We start from the raw sequence: 20690 nt of genomic DNA on the forward strand, positions 1-20690 counted from the left end.
AATGAAAAGAAGAGAATTTATAAAAAATACTATAGCCGGTTCAACATTAGTTAGTTTCGGAGGTGTGCCATTATCTGGATTTGAGGAGTCAAAATTAAAGCACTTAACTATTTTACACACTAATGATGTTCACAGTCATATTGATCCCTTTCCTACAAATCATCCCAAATACCCCAATATGGGAGGAGTTGTTAATAGAGCCATACTTATCGAAAAGATAAAAAAAGAGAATCCAAACGTTTTACTTTTAGATGCCGGTGATAGCTTTCAGGGAACTCCCTATTTTAATTATTATGGAGGTGAATTAGAGTTCAAACTAATGTCAAAAATGGGTTATGCAGCAACAACAATTGGAAATCACGAGTTTGACAATGGTATTGAAGGCTTAGCCGCCCAAATGCCTCATGCAAAATTTGCTGTTTTATCTGCTAATTATGATTTCAGGAACACCATTATGGCTCCATTTGTAAAGCCGTATAAAATCTTTAACAAAAATGGTTTCAAGGTAGGTGTGTTTGGATTGGGTGTAGAATTGGCCGGCTTAGTGGATAAAAAAATGTATCAAGAAACAATTTACAACGACCCGGTAGAAATTTCCATAGATATAGTAAAAAAGTTAAAGTCTGAAGAACAATGTGATTTGATTGTTTGTCTCTCCCATCTCGGTTACGCTTATAAAAATGATCCTAATAAAATTTGTGATATAAAATTAGCCTCATTAACACGCCATATCGATTTAATTATTGGAGGTCATACACATACGTTTTTAGAAAAACCAACGGTAGTTAAAAATCTAGATAATCAGGATGTATTAATTAATCAAGTTGGTTGTTATGGAATTAATTTAGGAAGAATAGATTTCTATTTTAGTTCAGATTCTTCAGTAGCTTCGCAAGGCAAATCAATTATTGTTTGATGTTCTGCAAGTAATACATATCTCATAAAAAGATAATGTCCTCCAAAAAAACAAATTGTACGAATGGGTTTAAATACCTGAACGGACAAATAGTACTTCTCAATCATAAAAACAAAAATCAACATAGTAAACAATAATGTACTGATGAGTAAGAAGCTGTTTTTCATGTTGTCTTCTTCAATAACATAATTGGAAACAGCTAATCCGCCAAGAAATGAAATTATAAAAGCATTAAGAATGGATGGTAAATAATTGATTCCTAAGGAAGAGTAAGTTAAAAAAATTAAATAAAAGCAAATAGATAAAAAGGGTAAAAAACCCAAAGCAATGGGAATAAAACTGATTTTTTTTGAATAATTAAATACTATGGTTATTGTTAAAATTTCAAAAACTAAAAAGAAAAGAGTGGCATATAAAACTCCCTCTTCTGTCTTAAAAAACAATAATAAAATAGACATTAACGAAAAGAATAAGGAAAGTAAATAAAGTCTGTTTCTTCTTAACGATTGTAATAAATAAATCAAAAAAATAAGCAAAAGACCACCCAATCTTGACATAAGAATGATCCATTCTATTTCAAAATAAACAGCAAAAGACAATGTACCAACAATTAAATAAAATAATAGTGTTAACGGTATTATTAATTTGTGAGCAGATTTCAAAAAAATATGGTATTTCTATTTATTGATTATTAAGCATCTAAGATAGAAAAATAATGAGGTGCTTCAAAATTAAATGAAAATAGTTTGAAAAATCTGTCTAAATTAATTCGAATTAGATTTTTCAATGATTAAAATAAACTTGTAAAAAGCATAATAAGCAAAGGCATTCAAGCTCATTGCAATAGGTCGAAAAATTTGCAATTGAATGTAAAATTTTTCTATAAAAATGATAAAGTGTAATGTTACGAATGTCAATACACATATTAACAACCATGAACTTCTTGAACTATCGTTCATAATGTAATGAGACAAAGCAATACCACCAAATATCGAAATCAAACTATTGTGCATAATCATGATATAATATATTTTTTTTGAGAGCAAATCAATATCAAAAAAAATATAGAAAAAAATAATAAAAAAAGGGATTGAAGCTAGAATAACCGGAATAAAATCTCTTGTTTTCATTACCCTAAGTACATAAAAAATATTAATTATTCGATGAAAACCAAATACAATAAGTCCAATAAAAATGTAGTGAATATCCTGGGGAATAAATAATACATTGGTAAGTAGCGAAGTGAATATTGTTAGAAAAAACAAAATATCTTTTCGCTGTGAACTATACCAATATAAAATCATTAACATTACTGAAATAATTGGTTTGAATATATAAATCAGAGGTAAAAACCTAAAATATTCTGCAATTACTTCAATAATAACAACAATGAACAAAACAACGGTCAATCCTTTTACTTTATTCATTTCAAGAAGCTATAAAATTCTGAATAAAGTTACTAAAAAAGCAGCATATTAAAATTATTTTAAGCAATAGAAATAAAAAAGTCAAATTTCTTAAGAAAATTTGACTTTTAAAAACAGATTCAACTTACTTTATGTCTACTAATTCTGTTGTAAATATGAGTGTTGATTTGGCCGGAATAACGGGTGGTCTTCCATCAATCCCGTAGGCAAGCCAATACGGAATGATTAATTTTGCCTTTGCACCTTTATTTAACAGAGCAATACCTTCTTCCCAACCCGGAATTACCATTCGATTACCCAGCTTAAAATCAATTGGTTGATTACGATCATAAGAACTGTCAAATTTTTTACCATCAGAAAATTCACCTATATAATGTACCGAAACATTATTTCCGGGCATAGCTTTTGAACCCGTTCCTTCTGTTTCCATAACATATGCTAATCCTGAAGGAAGAATTGTTGCTTTTGGAAATGCTTTATGCACGTACTCATTAAACTTTACTTTATCTAACTTTAACTCTTCTGCTCTTTTTTTCTGCAAAGCTTCTTCCGCAGCATGTCTTCCAGTAAATACTTTTGGAGCATCAAATTTCTTAGCAGCATCACCAATACGAATAATTCTTACTTTGTCCATCACATCATTCTGGGCAATCGCATTTACAACATTCTGCCCCTCAACTACACTCCCAAAAACAGTGTGTTTACCATCTAAATGAGGTGTTGGAACATGCGTAATAAAAAACTGTGAGCCATTGGTTCCTTTTCCTGCATTAGCCATGGAAAGAATTCCGGGTCTGTCATGTTTTAAATCGGTAATTTCATCGGCAAATTTGTAGCCGGGTCCACTAGTACCTGTTCCTGTTGGATCGCCTCCTTGAATCATAAAATTGGATATCACACGGTGAAATTTTAAACCGTCAAAATAAGGTTTACCTTTTAAACTCTCAGAAACTTCTTGGTTTGTACCTTCTGCTAAAGAAACAAAATTAGCAACTGTAATCGGAGTTTTTTCATATTCTAGTTTGAGTAGAATATTTCCTTTCAATGTTAGTATTTCGGCGTAAAGACCATTTTCATTTTGAGCCAATAGAATTGTTGAAAAATTCAAGAGTACAATAAAAAATAACTTTTTCATAGTTTAATTATGTTTTAGTTTGGTAAATTTTCTAAAAGTTCTAATTCAAAAATTAAATTTGCGTTGGGCGGAATTACTCCTCCAGCACCGGCTTCACCATAGCCTAAATGGGAAGGAATAAATAAAACGGCTTTGTCACCAATATTCATTTTTTCTAAACCTTCCAAGAAACCCGGGATTAAACCGGTTTTATTACCATATTGAAATGGAAAAGGCACGTAAGCACCGGCATCTGCTTTTTGTTGATTAAACTTTCCAAACGCCTTTGAAACATCTTCATAACTGGAATCAAACAATTCTCCACTTTCAAAAAAACCGGAATAATTTACATATACTGTAGTTCCAGTAGCAGGCTTTTTACCATTACCTTTTTCATAAATTGAGTATTGCAATCCATTAGATGTTTTTTTAGCTAATTTCTTTTGCTCTTCAAAAAAAGTTAATTTTAAATCGATTACATCTTTGTATTGAGCTAAAAATTTTGCTTTTTCAACAGCTGCCTTTTCTTCTGCTTTTTTTCTGTTTTCTGCTTCCACTCGCAAACGGTCATTAAAAACTTTAACGGCATCAAATTTTTTAGCAGCCTCACCATTTCTAACAATTTTGATTGATTCGATGACATCAGAAGCCACAATTGCATTAACCACTTCCTGTCCTTCTTTCACTTTTCCAAAAACTGTGTGTCTGCCATCTAGGAATTTGGTTTCAACATGAGTAATAAAAAACTGTGAGCCATTAGTGGCAGGACCGGCATTAGCCATAGATAAAATTCCGGGACCATCATGCGACAAATCCGTAATTTCATCCATAAAATTATACCCAGGACCTCCGCTACCGTTTCCGGCAGGGTCACCACCTTGAATCATGAAATTTGGCTCAACACGGTGAAAGGTTAATCCGTCATAAAACGGAATCCCTTTTTTTGAATCATCGGTTACGTGCTCATTGGTACCTTCTGCTAAAGTGATAAAATTAGCGACTGTAATTGGCGTTTTTTCATATTCTAATGCTGTTATAATTTCACCTTTTGATGTTTTTATTACAGCAAAGATTCCATCTCCTAAATGGTCATAATCATTACCGCATGAAATAAAAAAAACTGCAGCTATTGTTAAATATAGAAATTGTAATCTTTTCATTATATTATTCAAATTTTAATTAATTGTTCGTATTATTTTCTTTTTTCATTTTTTTTAATTCGGATTCCTTTTCAAAATCATTTAATGTTACAGTACATCTTATAGGAACATTGGAGCCAATCCTATTTTTGTCACCCAAATAACCATAAGCCATATGAGAAGGAAACAAAAAAGTAACTTTTTCATTTTTTCTCATCAACTTAATACCATCTCTCAGTCCTATCATTATCTCTTGTTTATCCACTAAATAATCTTGCGACCGAAGTTCCAAAGCAGTATAAATAACATTTCCATATATATCATAAATTTCATAGTCAAAAAATGCCACATCACCCATTTTGGGTCTAAGCGTATCTTTTTCATTTTTTACCTCATACGTATACCAATAGCCTTTTTGTGAAGCCAAATACGTTTTTTCAGGATTGCTCTTAATGATAGAATCAATCAACTTTTCTTCTTTGGCAATTAACTGTTTATTCCGATTTACAGATTCCTTCATAAAACTTCCGGACGACTTTTGAATGGGTCTTCTTGCTTCCGGATCTTGGCAACTTATAGCTAAAAACATGCCAATTAAAAGAAAATAATACAACGTTTTAGTTTTCATTGTTATTTCAATTTGGGATGATTTTTTACAATATTCTCAAATCGCGTTATTGTTTCTGACATAGATAATAGCGATTTTCCTCCGGCGGCATTAACGTGTCCCCCTCCATTCCAATATTCTCTTGCAAACTCATTAACATCAAAGTTACCGAGAGAACGCAAAGATATTTTGATAATACCTTCGTCTTTATTTTCAATAAAAATAGCCGTAAAAATAACATCCTTAATAGATAAACCATAATTTACTATACCTTCAGTATCACCTTTCTTATGATTAAAACGATCTAGCTCTTCTTGTGTCAACGTTATGTAAGAAGTTTTGTGTTCCTTTAAAATATGCATATTCTTTAAAGCTGATCCCAACAGTTGTAAGCTTTCAAAAGTGTTATTATTGTAAAGTAAATTGTGTACTTCGGTATTATCAACCCCCCGATCAATTAAATCAGCTACAATTCGATGTGTTTTACCTGTCGTTTTTGGAAATTTAAATGACCCTGAATCTGTTACAATACCAGTATAAATACATGTAGCAATTGTTTTGTCAATACTGTCCGCATTCGCTATTGCCAAGATAAAATCATAAATCATTTCACATGTTGAGCCATAACGAGTTTCTGAAAACGTAACTTGAGCATAATCATCAGGAGCCTGATGATGATCTATCATAATGAATGGAGATTCTACTTTTGTTAACACGTTTTCCATTTCTCCTGTTCTGTGCAACGCATTAAAATCCAAGGTGAGAATTAAATCTGCCTTTTCAAGTAAGTTTGTAGCTTGGTGTTTATCTTTTTCAAAAATTAGTACATCTGATGAACCCGGTAGCCAAGCTAAAAAATCCGGAAACTCATTTGGAGAAATGATAATTGGTTGGTGCTTTAATTTAGAAAGAAAATGATACAAAGCCAATGTTGAACCCATTGCGTCACCATCTGGGTTTCTATGAGGAATGATGACGATTTTTTTTGAATGCTGAAGCAGTTTTTTGGTTTCAATGATTTGATTTTCTTCCATAGGTTGCGAAGTTACTTTTTTTCTGTGAATAACGAAATAATAGCAAGCAATTAAAACTTTTAAGCTACCGATTTTTTATTCCTGTATATATTTGCTTTTTTATACCGCCAATAACTTGTGAAGAATAAATACCATTCATACCAGAAAAAAAATAAGAAACAAAACAAGCAACTCCTACGAAGATTCCTGTTTGTAATCCAAATAACTCAATTCCCATTAGGGTAGAAGCAATTGGCGTATGTGTTGCACCAGAAAAAACAGCTACAAAACCCATCCCTGCTAAAAGAGCAGTTGGAAGAGGAATGTAAAGCGATAGAAAACTCCCTAATGTTGCTCCTACAAAAAATAAAGGAGTTACTTCACCTCCTTTAAATCCTGCTCCTAAAGTAAAACCGGTGAAGAGAATTTTTATTGCAAAAATACCAACCCACTGTTGCATTTCAAATGATTCTAAAATAGTTGGAATTCCCAATCCGATGTATTTTGTGCTTCCAATCAAAAAAACAGTCAAGGCTAATACAATGCCACCTATAAATGGACGAAGAGGCGGAAAGTTGATGTGTTTTACAAATAGCCTTCCCCACCAATGGGTACTTTTAGAAAACAACATAGCTACAATACCAAAAAGAATTCCCACTAAAATAGTCCAGAAAAGGGTTTGTATAGTAATATTAGGTACAAATGGAATCATGTAGTGTGTGTGTTGAACCGGTAAAAATTCAACGGTAAAATAGGCTATAAAAGCCACTAAAAAAGAAGGAACAATACTCTTTAAACTTACTTTACTGAAAAACAATAATTCTATTGCAAAAACAGCACCGGCTAATGGTGTTCCAAAAACAGATGCAAAACCTGCACTTATACCACAAACCAAGATAATTTTTCGCTCTCTATTATGTAAAGAGAAAAATGAACTAAGTTGATCTGAAATACTGGTACTCATCTGAATAGCTGTGCCTTCTCTTCCTGCTGAGCCTCCAAAAAAATGAGTAATTAGTGTAGTAAAAAACACTAAAGGAGCCATCCGAAATGGTATTCTTTTTTTGGAGTTTGAGTATTCTTCCAAAATTAAATTATTTCCACTCACTACCTCTTTTCCATATAAAAAATACAAATAACCTATCAAAAGACCACCGATAGGCAAAAACCAAATTATCCATTGATTTAACTCTCTAAAAAAAGTAACAAATTCAAGACTGTATAAAAATAATCCGGAGGCCAACCCTGAACAAATTCCAATGATTATACACAAGAAAATCCATTTAAAAAAAAACTTAAGTAAAGATTTTAATTCCATTATAAATGATTTGAGCCAAAAATAGTGATTTTAAAATGGCTGTTGTTAATAAAGTATTTGATTAAAAAATTCAAATAACATTAAGAATAAAATAATATTGTTAATTTTATCAACTAATTAACAAAAATAGCCAAACACTTTAAAATGCCCCATTTAAATAATTTATGGTTTTTACCGTTGTTAAATTATCTGAAATACTTCGAAGATTTTTCAATATTTCAATTAAAGTTAAAAATTAGTTTTATACAAAACATAACCTCTACCTCCTTAAGCAGAGACTGGTTGTTTGTAATCATTTTTGTTCTTTTTCTACTTACTGTTTCTTTTTTGGTATTTAGGAGAAATGCAGCTTACAATAGAAGTTTTGTAAAAGATTTTTCTGAAACCGAATTTTCAAAAATTGAATATCAAAAGTACTTTCTATCGCTGTCTATAATTATCCCTTTGATAGAAATTGTTCTAAACGTTTTTGAACTTCGAAACCAGCCTATGGTCAAATCAAATTTAATTTTTGGCTTGGTTTTTTTAGGCATTTATTTACTCAGTAAAAAAAGTATTCGGGTTTTTAATTTGTTACGACATTTGTTTATTTTCTTTTATCTTGTCTATTTATCAATTGTACTTAGAAATTTGGTTGTTTATGAACCAATGGAATTGATTACTTTTTCAGCTATGCTGATACTCTTCTTTTTTTCTTATAATGTTTTTAAAAAAAATAGACATTATTGGTTATTTGTTTTATCAGTTCTTATATTGTTTCTAACCTTAATAATTACCGGAATAATTAATTTTAAAATTGGTGTTATTTGTGTTATCAGTTTTATACTCATCATTATCTTAAATTATGTTCGACACAATTCTATTCTGAATACAAAAGAAAAATTTTTATTTGCCAATGAAATTGTGAACAAAGGAAATTCGCTCGTCATTGCTACCAAAAAAAATGGCGAACTAACGTATTGTAGTGAAAATATTAACACTATTCTTGGTTATCAAGTAGATGAAGTTTTGGGGATGGGTTTTTGGAAATTGACCGAAGATCCGGAGTTTATTGGAGAAGATTACCACCAAGATTATCAAAAAGATCGTATATACAAACGTAAACTCAAATGTAGAGACGGTCAATACAAATTTATTCAATGGGTTGATAAAGAATTTGGAGAAGATTTATTTGTTGGTATTGGAATAGATGTCACGGAACAAATTAATATTGAAAATCAATATAAAAACCTTGTAGAATCTGCTACCGATTTAATTTTTGAAACAGATAAAAAAGGAAAATTTACTTATATCAATTCTTTTTCATGCGAATTATTACAATACACCTTAGAAGAATTAATACAATTTCATTTTGGAGAATTAATTAGAGAAGATTATCAAAAAGAGTTAATTCAATACTATACTGAAGAACTAAATAAAACAGAAATTCCTAGACTATTGGAATTTCCAATTATGAAAAAAAATGGAAGCGAAGTCTGGATTTCTCAAAAGATTACTGTTAAAAAAAATGATTTAGGAGAAATTATTGGTTATTCCGGAATTGCTAGGGATATTACTTTAATTCGAAACTTGGAAATTGAACGAAATCAAAGACAAGATAAAATAAAAAAATACAACAATACATTAACAAAATTATCCACAACAAGCTTTGCAGGTTATGAAAACATTGTACCCATTTTAAAAATTATTTTTGAAAGTGTAGCCAAAGCTTCCGGTATTCAACGGATAAGTTTTTGGAATTATTATTTAGATAGAATTGAATGCATCAATTTGTTTGAACTCAAAGAATTTAAACATTCAAACCATTTGGTATTAAAAAAGAAAGATTTCCCAATTTATTTTGAATCTATAGAAAAAGAACAAATTATTATCGCCTCTGACGTAAAACGTCAAAAGGAAACCTCAGAATTTATAGACAATTACTTTAATGAAAATAATGTAAAATCATTATTGGATTATCCTGTTTTTATTGATGGAAAATTCTATGGTATTATTTGCTTTGAAGCAGTTGAAAATTTGAGGTATTGGGACAATGAAGATATCAATTTCACACGATCAGTTTCTGAAATAATTTCGTTGGCTATTGAAACGTTAAAAAGAAAGCAGATTGAAGAAAATTTGAAATACAAAAGTGATGTTTTAACTGCAATCACTAAAATTTCTGAAAAAATATTATCCAATAGCAACATTCACAGTATTTTCGATGATATTCTAAAAACACTTGGTAAGGCTGTAAAAGCAGATAGAGTCTATTTTTTTGAAGCAAATGAAGAAAAAAGATTAATTTCTCAAAAACACGAATGGGTCAACGAAAATATTGATCCACAAATTAATAATCCTAAGCTGCAAAACGTACCTTATGAAGTATTTTTGGATATTGTTATTCCACTAAAATCAAATAAAATATACAACAGAATTGTCCGAAACATCTTTGAAAGTGATTATAAAGAACTATTAAAATCTCAAAGTACACTCTCAGTACTTATTTTTCCAATTCTTGTGAAAAATAAATTAATTGGTGCACTCGGTTTTGATGATTGTAAAACAGAACGGATTTGGACAGAAGATGAAGTGAATATTCTACAATCGTTAGTTAACAATATTTCGGCTTCATTGGAGAGAAATATTAATGAAACTATTATCAATGACAGCGAAGAGCGTTTTAGATTGTTGGCCGACAACATTCCGGGTACAATTTATTTATCAAAATACGATTCTAAATTTACTAAAATCTATCTGAACAATGAAATTGAAAAATTATCCGGCTATCCAAAAGAATTATTTTTAAATAATGAAATTTCGTATATCGATATTATTCACCCCGATGATAGAAACAGAGTAGTTAATGACCAAAAATATGCACTGGAAAATAAACAAAAAATACATTTTATATATCGTATCATTCACAAGGATGAACGAATTATTTGGGTGGAAGAATTTGGTGATGTAATCATTAAAGATAATCAAATTGAATACATTGAAGGAATCTTCATTGATATTACCGAAAGAAAATTGCAAGAAGCTGCTATCAAAGAAAAAGAAATGGCTGTTGCTGCAAACAAAGCTAAATCTGAATTTTTAGCCAATATGAGTCATGAAATTAGAACTCCTTTAAACGGAATTATTGGATTCACAGATTTATTGATGCATTCTAATCTGGAAAAAGCTCAGTCTAAATACATGAAAACGGTTAACCAATCAGCAAAAGCTTTAATGGGTGTAATCAACGATATTTTGGACTTTTCTAAAATTGAATCCGGCAATCTAGAATTATCAATTGAGGAAACAAAAGTAGCTGATATTGCTGCTGAAGTAATCGAGACGATTAAGTTTGATGCAATTCAAAAAAAGCTGGATGTTGATTTACATATTAATAGTGATGTTCCCGTAACAGTATGGATTGATTCCATTAGACTTAAACAAATCCTTATCAATTTATTAGGAAATGCAGTCAAATTCACATCCAAAGGAAAAGTAAAACTTCAAATAGCAGTTATAGATAAGATTGCTTCTCATCAAACCCGATTACGTTTTTCCGTTATTGACACCGGTATTGGAATTCGCAGAGAAAATCAATCCAAAATTTTCGAAGCATTTTCACAAGAAGACAGTTCTACCACAAGACAATATGGTGGAACCGGATTAGGTTTAAGTATATCCAATAAATTATTAGGGTTAATGAATAGTAAATTAGAACTCAAAAGTATTCCTGAAAAAGGAAGTACATTCTATTTTGATATCGATTTACAAACATCCAGTAAAGAATCAATTGAGTTTCCTAAGAACATTACTGTAAATGAAGAGTTTGTCTACGAAAACCCAATCGAGGCAAAGGTTTTAATTGTTGAAGACAACAATATTAATTCATTGTTAGCTAAAACATTATTAAAAAAAATTCTCCCTAATGCAACAATTACTATTGTATCCAATGGTTTAGAAGCACTTGAATATATTCAAGAAGAAAAAGTAGATATTATTTTTATGGACATACAAATGCCTGTCATGAATGGCTATGAAGCAACTATTGAAATTCGTAAACTGGAATCATCAAAAAACCTACCCATAATTGCTTTAACTGCCGGTACTGTTGTTGGTGAAAAAGAAAAATGTATTGAAATAGGAATGAATGATTATATCTCTAAACCCATCATCAAAGGAAGCTTAGAAGAAATTGTGTCAAAGTGGTTGAAAAAGTAAAATAATTTTATATATTTATGATAGTATAAATCACTAAAATAAATTGCTGTATGAAATGGGAAGGCAGAAGACAAAGTAAAAACGTAGAAGATCGCCGTGGCATGGGCAACACAGGAAAAGTTGTGGCCGGTGGAGGATTAATTGGTATTATTTTACTTCTTATCAATATGTTTGGTGGCGAAGGTGCTCAAAATCTTGCACCAATACTAGAACAATTAAATCAACAGCAATCTACAGAAAGTCCTTCACAACCTTTGAGTGAAGAAGATGAAAAAATGGGCCAATTTGTGTCAACTGTTCTCGCAGATACCGAAGACGTCTGGCACGAAATTTTTGAAGAAAACGGAATGACGTATAAAGAACCGGGTATGGTTTTGTTTAGGGGTTCGGTACAAACAGAATGTGGTGGTGCTACTTCTGCTTCCGGTCCTTTTTATTGCCCTGCTGATCAAAAAATTTATATGGATTTAGATTTTTTTGATGAATTACAAACTCGATTTGGTGCCCAAGGTGGTGATTATGCCATTGCTTACGTTATAGCCCACGAAGTGGGGCATCATGTACAAACACTTTTGGGAACATCCGGTAAAGTAAGACAATTGCAACAAAAAATGAGTAAAGCTGAAGGAAATAAACTATCCGTTTCCTTAGAACTTCAAGCCGATTTTTATGCTGGATTATGGACACATTACAACAGTAAATACTTAGAAGAAGGTGATATTGAGGAAGCCCTAAGTGCAGCACATGCTGTTGGGGATGATGCTATTCAAAAGAAAATGCAAGGCCATGTAGTACCCGATTCGTTTACGCATGGCACATCAGAACAAAGAGTAAAATGGTTTGGTAAAGGATTTAAAACCGGAGATATCAGACAAGGTGATACTTTTGCTGAATTGAATTAATTTCAGTTTAAATGCGTTTTATTGTTCATTTAAAAAATTATCATTCCCTTTTTTAAAGCATTCATAATTCGCTTTTGAATTAAGGATTTTTTATAAAATGTTCAGCCCTTAATGACTGTCACTTTTATACATTTGCTTTTTTAAAAATTCTAAAAATGAACGTTGGCATAGATAGTATTTCCTTTGATATTCCTAAACTCTACTTACCCATTTCCTCACTTGCAGACAAGCGAAATATTGAACCTGATAAATTGATTAAAGGACTCGGTTTACACAAAATGAGTTTTCCGGATAAAAATCAAGATGTAGTTACTTTTGCTGCCAATGCTGCTTTAAAATTAATTGAACAAGAGAACATTAATCCGACAGAAATTACACGGATTTATGTAGGTTCAGAAAGTGGTGTGGATAGTTCAAAACCTATCGCTTCCTATGCTTTATCTTTATTAGAAAGTAAATTAGGGATAGGTTCTTTTCGAAATTGTGATGTGGTTGATTTAACTTTTGCTTGTATTGGCGGAGTCGATGCACTTCAAAATTGTTTGGATTACATTCGGTTAAATACAACAAAAAAAGCAATCGTCATTGCATCCGATAATGCTAAATATGATTTAGCATCTAGTGGAGAATATACGCAAGGTGCCGGTGCCATTGCCATGCTGATTACTTCAAACCCAAGAATTTTAAGTTTTTCAAATGAAGTTGGCGTTTCCTCAGAAGGTGTTTTTGACTTTTTTAAACCAAGAAGAACTTTTTCTAAATCAGATATAACCAATTCATCTGAAAATTCGGAATGGTTTAGCGTTCTGGAAAATGAAGTTTCCATTTACAAAGAACAACCTGTTTTTGATGGTCAATACTCCAACCAATGTTACATCAATCGAATTACGGAAGCTTATAATCATTTCAAAAAAGAAAGTCAGCAAACCGGAAAAGTGTATGAAAATTGGGTTTCTATTTTGATGCATCTTCCTTATTGTTATCAAGGTAGAAGAACCTTAATAGAAATTTTCGCGAATGAAAATCCTGAATTACTCAATAATCAAATTGGCGAAACTGAAAAAGACAAACTAAAAGCATTGACCAAAAGTCAGGAATATTTGGAACTCATTAATCAAAAAATTTATCCATCTGAAATTGCTTCGGGTCAAATAGGAAATATTTATACCGGTTCTATTTTCTTAGGAATGCTTTCCGCTTTATGTTACCATGCAAAAGAAAACACCAATTTAGAAAACCAAAAAGTGGGATTCATAGCCTACGGAAGCGGTTCCAAATCAAAGGTTTTTGAAGCCACCGTTTGTGAAAATTGGAAATCGGTTATCAGCCAAATTAATCTCTTTGAAACATTAGAAAATAATCACTCGATTGATTTTGAAACATACGAAAAACTGCATAAAAAAGAATTGCAACATGCTGTTTTAGCACCCAAAAATGAGTTTGTTTTAGCTTCTATTGAAAAAGAAAATCCGGTTTTGGTGGGTGCGAGATATTACGTTTTCATAGAATAATTAACAAAGTATTATTTATTTATTTTTGATATTAAAGTTTATTTTTACCTACCCCAACCACCCTTCTCTATCTAAACTCCGATATTGAATCGCCTCTGCAATATGATTCGGTTTGATGTTTTCAGCAGCTTCTAAATCAGCAATGGTTCGGGCCACTTTCAAAATTCGGTCATACGCTCGTGCAGATAAATTCAATCGTTCCATGGCTGTTTTTAATAAACTTAATGAAATATCATCCAACACACAAAATTGACGAATGTATTTACTTCCCATTTGGGCATTGTAATGCAAATTTTCAAAGGCTTCAAACCGTTGGGATTGAATTTGTCTGGCGTGAGTAACTCTTTTTCTGATTTCTGAACTGCTCTCTGCCTTTCGGGTTTCGGTTAATTTTTCAAACGGAACCGGATTCACTTCAATATGAATATCAATTCTATCCAAAAGCGGACCGGAAATTTTACTTAAATACCGTTGCATTTCTGCCGGAGAAGTACTTACCGGAGCATTAGGGTCGTTAAAATAACCACCGGGACTCGGATTCATACTGGCCACCAACATAAAGGAAGAAGGATAAGTAATCGTAAATTTTGCTCTGGAAATGGTTACTTCTCTATCTTCCAAAGGTTGACGCATGACTTCCAACACTTCACGCTTGAATTCCGGTAATTCATCTAAGAATAAGACACCATTATGTGCCAACGAAATTTCACCCGGTTGCGGATAACTTCCACCTCCGACCAATGAAACGGATGAAGCCGTATGATGCGGACTTCTAAACGGTCGTTGACTCATCAAACCGGCATCTTTAATTTTTCCGGCAACCGAATGAATTTTGGTGGTTTCCAAGGCTTCCTTCATGGTCATCGGTGGCAAAATACTCGGCATTCGTTTAGCTAACATCGTTTTACCTGATCCGGGTGGGCCAATTAAAATGATGTTATGTCCACCTGCAGCCGCAATTTCCATACAACGTTTGATTCCCTCCTGCCCTTTTACATCTGAAAAATCAAATTCAGGAAAATCTAATGTTCTTGAAAACTCCGTTTGTGTATCAATAACAGTTGGTTGTAAATCGCCTCTTCCTTCAAAAAAGTCAATGACTTGTAAAACATTTTCTACTCCGTAAACATCCAATCCTTCCACGATGGCGGCTTCTTTTACGTTTTGAATCGGGAGAATAAATCCTTTATAGCCTTCTTCTTTCGCTTTAATGGCAATTGATAATGCTCCTTTTATAGGTTGCAATCCACCATCCAATGAAAGTTCTCCCATAATGATGTACCGGTCTAATTCCTCCGCTTGAATTTGTCCGGTAGCAACCAAAATACCTATAGCAATCGTAAGGTCATAAGCAGAACCTTCTTTCCGCATATCAGCCGGAGCCATATTGATGGTAATTTTTTTGACCGGTAAAGAATAATTGTTGTTTTTGAGAGCGGCAGCAATGCGGTAACTGCTCTCTTTGATGGCATTGTCGGGCAATCCGACCAAGTGGTAGCCCACTCCTTTGTCAATATTTACTTCAACTGTAATCGTCGTGGCTTCCACACCAAAAACGGCACTTCCAAATACTTTAACTAACATGGCGTATACATTTAATGTGACAAATATCACAAATTGATTTGAATATTTGCTTTAATTTTGAAAAAAAAATAAAATGTATCGTTCAAAATACCTCAAACTAATATTGATTTCATTTCTATCCGCCTACTGCTCTTCACAAAATAAAATAACTGAAAATCAACAGCTTTGGCTCGGTTACATCACACAAACAAAAATAACAGATAACATTTCATTGTGGAATGATGTCCATTGGGTTCCTGAAAGTTTTGGTTTAATAAGAACCGGAATTACGTATCATTTTGAAAAAAAAAATAAAATGACATCTACCGTTGGTTATGCTTATGGAAAAATTTATCCGCCGGAAGGAAATGAAACTTTTCGGCCGGAACATCGCTTGTGGGGACAAACAACATTAAGTCATAAACAAAATGATTTTTCGTTTTTACACCGATTGCGTTATGAAGGCCGATTTAGAGGAAAAATTATCGAAGACCATCTTCAAAATGAATTTAATTTTAACTACCGATTACGCTATTTACTGCAAACACGATACTATTTTAAAAATCAAGAAAAAGGAAAATTCTACCTAATGGCTGCTGATGAAATTTTATTAAATGTTGGACATGAAATTAAAAATAATTTCCGATTAGACCAAAACAGAATTTCACTTGGTGGTGGTTACCAATTTAAAAAAATGACTTTTCAATTGGCTTATATGAATCAACTAATAGAGTCGAACAGCAGTAATACTTTTAAAATGAATCACAATGTACAACTTATCATTTTTCACCATTTTGATTTAAGAAAAAAACTCGTAAACAATTAGTTTTATAATAGCTATTTTGATTCATTTTTATTTGCTTAAATCCATATTTTAAAAGGATTTTTGTAAAGATTAAAAAGCTTTAGTTTTTTATTTTGTACCTTTGCAACATCAATTTGATTTGTTTAGATTAACTCCATGAAATTTTATTTCATTCTACTAATCCAAATTTTTGATTTCTACACAATGAAATCTTCTTAAAATCAACAAACAGTTTACTGTTCATTTGCCATGGGAAAATCCCAAATACGGCATAAATAATCAAATTTAACAGAAATAGAAAAAAGCCTACTGGCTCATTGCTGTTTTTTATAAAAATGAATTATGGTATTTACACTTATTACTGCTCAAACAGGCAATCATCCAACTTACACTCCAAAAGTTATTGCTGAATTTTTGTTCACTCATTTAGAACAATATGGCGATACAACCGAAGATATTTTGAAATGTATCGAATACGTAATGAACCCGTCCAAAGGTGGCACCATTATAATTGGCGTTGATGATAACAAAATTGTTGGCGTAGTAATTCTTAACAATACAGGAATGAAAGATTATATACCGGAAAATATTTTGGTTTACATTGCTGTAGATAACTCGCAACGCGGAAAAGGGTATGGCAAAAAATTGATGCAAAAAGCTATAGATTCTACCACTGGAGCTATCGCACTACATGTTGAACCCGACAATCCGGCTTTTCATTTATACAAAAAACTAGGCTTTACAAACAAATATTTAGAAATGAGATTAACCAAATAATCGTTATGGAAAATTTAAACCATCGACTGGAATCACTCATTCGCTTTAGAAAAGAGCTACATAAAAACCCTGAATTATCCGGCAAAGAAATTGAAACTGCTAAACGAGTGGTATCTTTTTTGGAACAATATTCACCGGATGAAATACGAACTAATGTTGGCGGAAACGGAATTATCGCTATTTATAAAGGGTTAAAAGAAGGAAAATCAATTTTGTTTCGATGTGAATTGGATGCACTTCCAATAAAAGAAACCAATTCATTTGAACATCAATCAGTTAAAAATAGTATTTCACACAAGTGTGGACATGATGGCCATATGGCTATTTTGTGTGGACTTGCCAGCGAATTGTATCATCAACGTCCTGAAAAAGGAAACGTGATTTTATTGTTTCAACCTGCCGAAGAAAATGGTTCCGGTGCACAAAAAGTGGTAAAGGATGAAAATTTTAAAAATCTAAACCCGGATTATGTTTTTGCTTTGCATAATTTACCCGGATTTACAAAAAATCAAATTGTGGTGAAAGAGGGTACATTTTCCTGTGCAGTAAAAAGTATGATTATTCGATTGAAAGGAAAAGTTGCACACGCTGCAGAGCCTGAGAATGGAACAAATCCTGCATTGGCAATTGCATCAATTATTCAGCAATTTGATTCGAAAAATCAACCTGATAAAACAATAGAAAACTTTAGCATAATTACACCTGTTTATAGTTCATTTGGTCAAAAAGCGTATGGCATTTCGGCAGGAAAAGGTGAAATTCATTTCACCATTCGTTGCCAAACCAATAGAGAAATGGAAAAACTTTCAAATGAATTGCTAAAAGTAACCGAAGAAATTATAAAAAACCATCACTTAGAATGTAAAATTAAATGGACAGAATCATTTCAAGCAAATGAAAATCATGCTGATGCTACTACACACATTAAAAATGCTTCAAAATTGTTAGGATTAGATGTGCTTGAAAAGGAATCACCTTTTAGTTGGGGTGAAGATTTTGGTTTGTTTACACAAATTTATCAGGGTGCTATGTTCGGACTTGGAGCAGGAAAAGAATCGCCGGCTTTGCATCATTCGGATTATGATTTTCCGGATGAAATTATCTCAACAGGCGTAAAACTATTTCATCAAATCAGTAAGGAAATCAATCATGCACACTAATTCGGTTATTGAACTTAATCCCGATTCATATCAAAACAATTTACTTTTTCTGAAGAAAATGTATGGCAAAAACGTCATGCTTTCCTCTGTTGTAAAAGGAAATGCGTATGGTCACGGCATTGAAGAATTTGTGACAATGGCTCACGAAAGTGGTGTTACGCATTTTTCTGTTTTTGATGTTGCTGAAGCTCAACTGGTAAAAAAACAACTTCCCCAAAAAGTTACTATTTTAATAATGGGTTTTGTTTCGGATGAACTGATGGAATGGGTTATTCAAAACGATATTGAATTTTATGTTTTTGAAAAGAAACGATTGGAGACAGCTATTAAGATTAGTAAAAAATTAAATAAAAAAGCCATCATCCATATTGAAGTGGAGACCGGAATGAATCGAACCGGGTTTGTTCAAAGTGAATTGAACGGTTTAACTTCTTTATTAAAAAAAGAAGAAAATCACATCGAATTTAAAGGATTATGCACTCATTTTGCAGGAGCTGAAAGCATGTCTAACTACTTTAGAGTCAAACAACAAATTGAGCGGTTTGAAAAAATATATGCCTATTTCTGTGTAAAAAATTTAGTCCCAAAAATAAAGCATTCCGCTTGTTCTGCCGCTTCAGTCATGTTTCCTGAAACCCGAATGGATATGGTTCGCATCGGAATAATGCAATACGGATTATGGCCAAGTCCCGAAGTTTTTGCAAGTTATATTTCTTCCAAAAAGAAGAAAATTGATCCGTTAATAAGAGTAATCTCATGGAAAAGTCGAGTAATGAACATCAAAAAAATCAATACTGGCGAATTCATTGGTTACGGAACAAGTTTTATGGCAAAAGAAAAAATGAAAATTGCCACCATTCCAATTGGCTATGCTCATGGCTACAGTCGATCGCTTAGTAATAAAGGTCGAGTCATCATCAATCAGCAGCGATGTATGGTGGTTGGAACGGTAAATATGAATATGATGTTAGTGGATGTTTCGGATATTCCTTCCATCAAAATTGGTGACGAAGTAATTCTCATCGGAAGCCAAGAAAAAGTTGATGTTTCTGTGGCTTCGTTTAGTGAAAATAGTAATCAATTAAATTATGAATTACTCACGAGAATTTCAAAATCAATTCCCAGAAAAATTTTAATCTAATGGCTTTTATCAAATTATATCGATCAAAACTTCATGAAAATTATAGGTTTTTGGACCATTTATTTAAATCCAGAAATATCGAATGGGGTGTTGTTTCTAAATTATTATGTGGTAATGTAATTTATTTGAAAGAACTAATTGCATTGGGTGTAACCGAAATTCATGATTCTAGAATTAGTAATTTAAAAAAAATTAAAAAACTCAACCCGGCTATTCAAACCGTTTACATTAAACCACCGGCAAAGTTAAGTATCAAAAAAATTGTGGAATTTGCCAATGTGAGTTTTAATACCGAAATCTATACCATCAAATTACTCTCGGAAGAAGCCATCAAGCAAAATAAAATCCATAAAATCATCATCATGATTGAGATGGGCGATTTGCGTGAAGGTGTGATGGGCGAAGAACTCATCAATTTTTATGGTGAAGTTTTACAACTGCCCAATATAGAAGTTCGCGGAATCGGAACCAACTTAAATTGTTTGAGCGGCGTGATGCCAACGCAAGACAAATTGATTCAATTAAGTTTATATAAGCAACTGATTGAAGTCAAATTCAATGTGTCTATCCCTTGGGTTTCGGGTGGCACTTCGGTTGCCGTTCCACTTATTTTAAAAAATGCCCGACCCATGGCAGTGAATCATTTTCGCATTGGTGAAGCGTTGTTTTTTGGGAAAGATTTATTTACCGGAGAAACCATCGAAAACATGCACAATGATGTTTTTAAATTGTTTGCCGAAATTATCGAAATTACCGAAAAACCGAATGTTCCAGATGGAGAATTAGGCGAAAATGTTGCCGGAAATTCCTTTTCTATTTCTAACGTAGACGACTTGAGCAGCACTTCACTTCGAGCTATTTTAGACATTGGTTTGTTGGATATGCAACCGCAATATTTGAAAACAGAAGATGAAAATATCACCATTGTAGATGCCAGTTCCGATATGTTAGTAGTTGATATTACAAACTCTCAAAACAAATATAACATTGGCGACTTAATTTCGTTTAAATTAAAATACATGGGAGCGTTACACTTACTAAATTCGGATTACATTGAAAAAAGAGTGGAATAAAAAAAGGAGCTCATTAGGCTCCTTTCG

At 32.3% G+C, this 20690-nt stretch carries 17 protein-coding genes; 9 read left to right on the forward strand and 8 right to left on the reverse strand.

Annotation, left to right across the window (positions count from 1 at the left end; genetic code table 11):
* Window position 1: 1 nt before the first annotated feature.
* A complete protein-coding gene (locus R2782_RS05400; RefSeq protein WP_371267060.1) occupies window positions 2-916 on the forward strand; it encodes a bifunctional UDP-sugar hydrolase/5'-nucleotidase in 915 nt (304 codons plus the stop codon).
* Here the strand turns inward: R2782_RS05400 and R2782_RS05405 are convergent.
* The 7 genes from R2782_RS05405 to R2782_RS05435 all read right to left on the reverse strand — a co-directional run bounded on the left by R2782_RS05405 (window position 862) and on the right by R2782_RS05435 (window position 7534).
* A complete protein-coding gene (locus R2782_RS05405; RefSeq protein WP_371267061.1) occupies window positions 862-1578 on the reverse strand; it encodes a hypothetical protein in 717 nt (238 codons plus the stop codon). The genes R2782_RS05400 and R2782_RS05405 overlap by 55 nt on opposite strands.
* Before the next feature lie 102 nt (window positions 1579-1680).
* Window positions 1681-2343 carry a lysoplasmalogenase family protein gene (locus tag R2782_RS05410; RefSeq protein ID WP_371267062.1) on the reverse strand — a complete coding sequence of 221 codons (663 nt, stop codon included), beginning with the start codon at window positions 2341-2343 and terminating at the stop codon, window positions 1681-1683.
* A 124-nt stretch (window positions 2344-2467) separates the two neighbouring features.
* Entirely contained in the window at window positions 2468-3478 is a 1011-nt protein-coding gene (locus tag R2782_RS05415) for a peptidylprolyl isomerase (RefSeq protein ID WP_371267063.1), read from the reverse strand.
* 14 nt (window positions 3479-3492) lie between these two features.
* Window positions 3493-4617 (reverse strand): peptidylprolyl isomerase, encoded by a 1125-nt coding sequence (locus R2782_RS05420; protein WP_371267064.1) that lies wholly within the window; start codon window positions 4615-4617, stop codon window positions 3493-3495.
* A 19-nt stretch (window positions 4618-4636) separates the two neighbouring features.
* Complete coding sequence (gldI, locus tag R2782_RS05425; protein WP_371267065.1) at window positions 4637-5224, reverse strand: gliding motility-associated peptidyl-prolyl isomerase GldI; 588 nt, start codon at window positions 5222-5224, stop codon at window positions 4637-4639.
* A gap of 2 nt (window positions 5225-5226) precedes the next feature.
* Entirely contained in the window at window positions 5227-6237 is a 1011-nt protein-coding gene (locus tag R2782_RS05430) for a bifunctional oligoribonuclease/PAP phosphatase NrnA (protein WP_371267066.1), read from the reverse strand.
* 64 nt (window positions 6238-6301) lie between these two features.
* Complete coding sequence (locus R2782_RS05435) at window positions 6302-7534, reverse strand: chloride channel protein (protein WP_371267067.1); 1233 nt, start codon at window positions 7532-7534, stop codon at window positions 6302-6304.
* A gap of 489 nt (window positions 7535-8023) precedes the next feature.
* On the opposite strand from R2782_RS05435, the gene R2782_RS05440 reads away from it, so the two are divergent.
* The 3 genes from R2782_RS05440 (at window position 8024) to R2782_RS05450 (ending at window position 14144) form a co-directional block, all read left to right on the forward strand.
* A complete protein-coding gene (locus R2782_RS05440; protein ID WP_371267068.1) occupies window positions 8024-11731 on the forward strand; it encodes a PAS domain S-box protein in 3708 nt (1235 codons plus the stop codon).
* 50 nt (window positions 11732-11781) lie between these two features.
* Window positions 11782-12633, forward strand: a complete 852-nt coding sequence (locus R2782_RS05445) for a neutral zinc metallopeptidase (protein WP_371267069.1) — start codon at window positions 11782-11784, stop codon at window positions 12631-12633.
* Window positions 12634-12788: 155 nt separating this feature from the next.
* The gene (locus R2782_RS05450; RefSeq protein ID WP_371267070.1) at window positions 12789-14144 is read left to right on the forward strand and encodes a hydroxymethylglutaryl-CoA synthase family protein; all 1356 of its coding nucleotides are present in this window, start codon (window positions 12789-12791) and stop codon (window positions 14142-14144) included.
* Window positions 14145-14192: 48 nt separating this feature from the next.
* Here R2782_RS05450 and R2782_RS05455 read toward each other — a convergent pair whose 3' ends face one another.
* Window positions 14193-15728 carry a YifB family Mg chelatase-like AAA ATPase gene (locus tag R2782_RS05455; RefSeq protein ID WP_371267071.1) on the reverse strand — a complete coding sequence of 512 codons (1536 nt, stop codon included), beginning with the start codon at window positions 15726-15728 and terminating at the stop codon, window positions 14193-14195.
* A 73-nt stretch (window positions 15729-15801) separates the two neighbouring features.
* On the opposite strand from R2782_RS05455, the gene R2782_RS05460 reads away from it, so the two are divergent.
* The 5 genes from R2782_RS05460 to R2782_RS05480 all read left to right on the forward strand — a co-directional run bounded on the left by R2782_RS05460 (window position 15802) and on the right by R2782_RS05480 (window position 20663).
* Complete coding sequence (locus tag R2782_RS05460; RefSeq protein ID WP_371267072.1) at window positions 15802-16533, forward strand: DUF2490 domain-containing protein; 732 nt, start codon at window positions 15802-15804, stop codon at window positions 16531-16533.
* A 321-nt stretch (window positions 16534-16854) separates the two neighbouring features.
* Window positions 16855-17289, forward strand: coding sequence for a GNAT family N-acetyltransferase (locus R2782_RS05465; protein ID WP_371267073.1), 435 nt, complete (start codon window positions 16855-16857; stop codon window positions 17287-17289).
* Between the two features lie 5 nt (window positions 17290-17294).
* A complete protein-coding gene (locus R2782_RS05470; RefSeq protein ID WP_371267074.1) occupies window positions 17295-18449 on the forward strand; it encodes an amidohydrolase in 1155 nt (384 codons plus the stop codon).
* Complete coding sequence (alr, locus tag R2782_RS05475) at window positions 18439-19590, forward strand: alanine racemase (RefSeq protein ID WP_371267075.1); 1152 nt, start codon at window positions 18439-18441, stop codon at window positions 19588-19590. Before R2782_RS05470 ends, alr begins: the two co-directional genes overlap by 11 nt.
* Window positions 19590-20663 (forward strand): alanine/ornithine racemase family PLP-dependent enzyme, encoded by a 1074-nt coding sequence (locus R2782_RS05480; RefSeq protein WP_371267076.1) that lies wholly within the window; start codon window positions 19590-19592, stop codon window positions 20661-20663. The genes alr and R2782_RS05480 overlap by 1 nt, the downstream gene beginning before the upstream one ends.
* Window positions 20664-20690: the final 27 nt, after the last annotated feature.

The organism is Flavobacterium sp. (genome assembly GCF_041392085.1).
Taxonomy (GTDB): domain Bacteria; phylum Bacteroidota; class Bacteroidia; order Flavobacteriales; family Flavobacteriaceae; genus Flavobacterium.

Excerpts from the sequence above, each read along its gene's own strand:
- R2782_RS05400 (WP_371267060.1), top strand. The coding sequence starts at position 2 with ATGAAAAGAAGAGAATTTATAAAAAATACTATAGCCGGTTCAACATTA.
- R2782_RS05480 (WP_371267076.1), top strand. The coding sequence starts at position 19,590 with ATGGCTTTTATCAAATTATATCGATCAAAACTTCATGAAAATTATAGG.
- gldI (WP_371267065.1), bottom strand. The coding sequence starts at position 5,224 with ATGAAAACTAAAACGTTGTATTATTTTCTTTTAATTGGCATGTTTTTA.
- R2782_RS05460 (WP_371267072.1), top strand. The coding sequence starts at position 15,802 with ATGTATCGTTCAAAATACCTCAAACTAATATTGATTTCATTTCTATCC.
- R2782_RS05435 (WP_371267067.1), bottom strand. The coding sequence starts at position 7,534 with ATGGAATTAAAATCTTTACTTAAGTTTTTTTTTAAATGGATTTTCTTG.
- R2782_RS05450 (WP_371267070.1), top strand. The coding sequence starts at position 12,789 with ATGAACGTTGGCATAGATAGTATTTCCTTTGATATTCCTAAACTCTAC.
- R2782_RS05415 (WP_371267063.1), bottom strand. The coding sequence starts at position 3,478 with ATGAAAAAGTTATTTTTTATTGTACTCTTGAATTTTTCAACAATTCTA.
- R2782_RS05430 (WP_371267066.1), bottom strand. The coding sequence starts at position 6,237 with ATGGAAGAAAATCAAATCATTGAAACCAAAAAACTGCTTCAGCATTCA.
- R2782_RS05470 (WP_371267074.1), top strand. The coding sequence starts at position 17,295 with ATGGAAAATTTAAACCATCGACTGGAATCACTCATTCGCTTTAGAAAA.
- alr (WP_371267075.1), top strand. The coding sequence starts at position 18,439 with ATGCACACTAATTCGGTTATTGAACTTAATCCCGATTCATATCAAAAC.
- R2782_RS05455 (WP_371267071.1), bottom strand. The coding sequence starts at position 15,728 with ATGTTAGTTAAAGTATTTGGAAGTGCCGTTTTTGGTGTGGAAGCCACG.
- R2782_RS05440 (WP_371267068.1), top strand. The coding sequence starts at position 8,024 with ATGGTCAAATCAAATTTAATTTTTGGCTTGGTTTTTTTAGGCATTTAT.
- R2782_RS05465 (WP_371267073.1), top strand. The coding sequence starts at position 16,855 with ATGGTATTTACACTTATTACTGCTCAAACAGGCAATCATCCAACTTAC.
- R2782_RS05445 (WP_371267069.1), top strand. The coding sequence starts at position 11,782 with ATGAAATGGGAAGGCAGAAGACAAAGTAAAAACGTAGAAGATCGCCGT.
- R2782_RS05420 (WP_371267064.1), bottom strand. The coding sequence starts at position 4,617 with ATGAAAAGATTACAATTTCTATATTTAACAATAGCTGCAGTTTTTTTT.
- R2782_RS05410 (WP_371267062.1), bottom strand. The coding sequence starts at position 2,343 with ATGAATAAAGTAAAAGGATTGACCGTTGTTTTGTTCATTGTTGTTATT.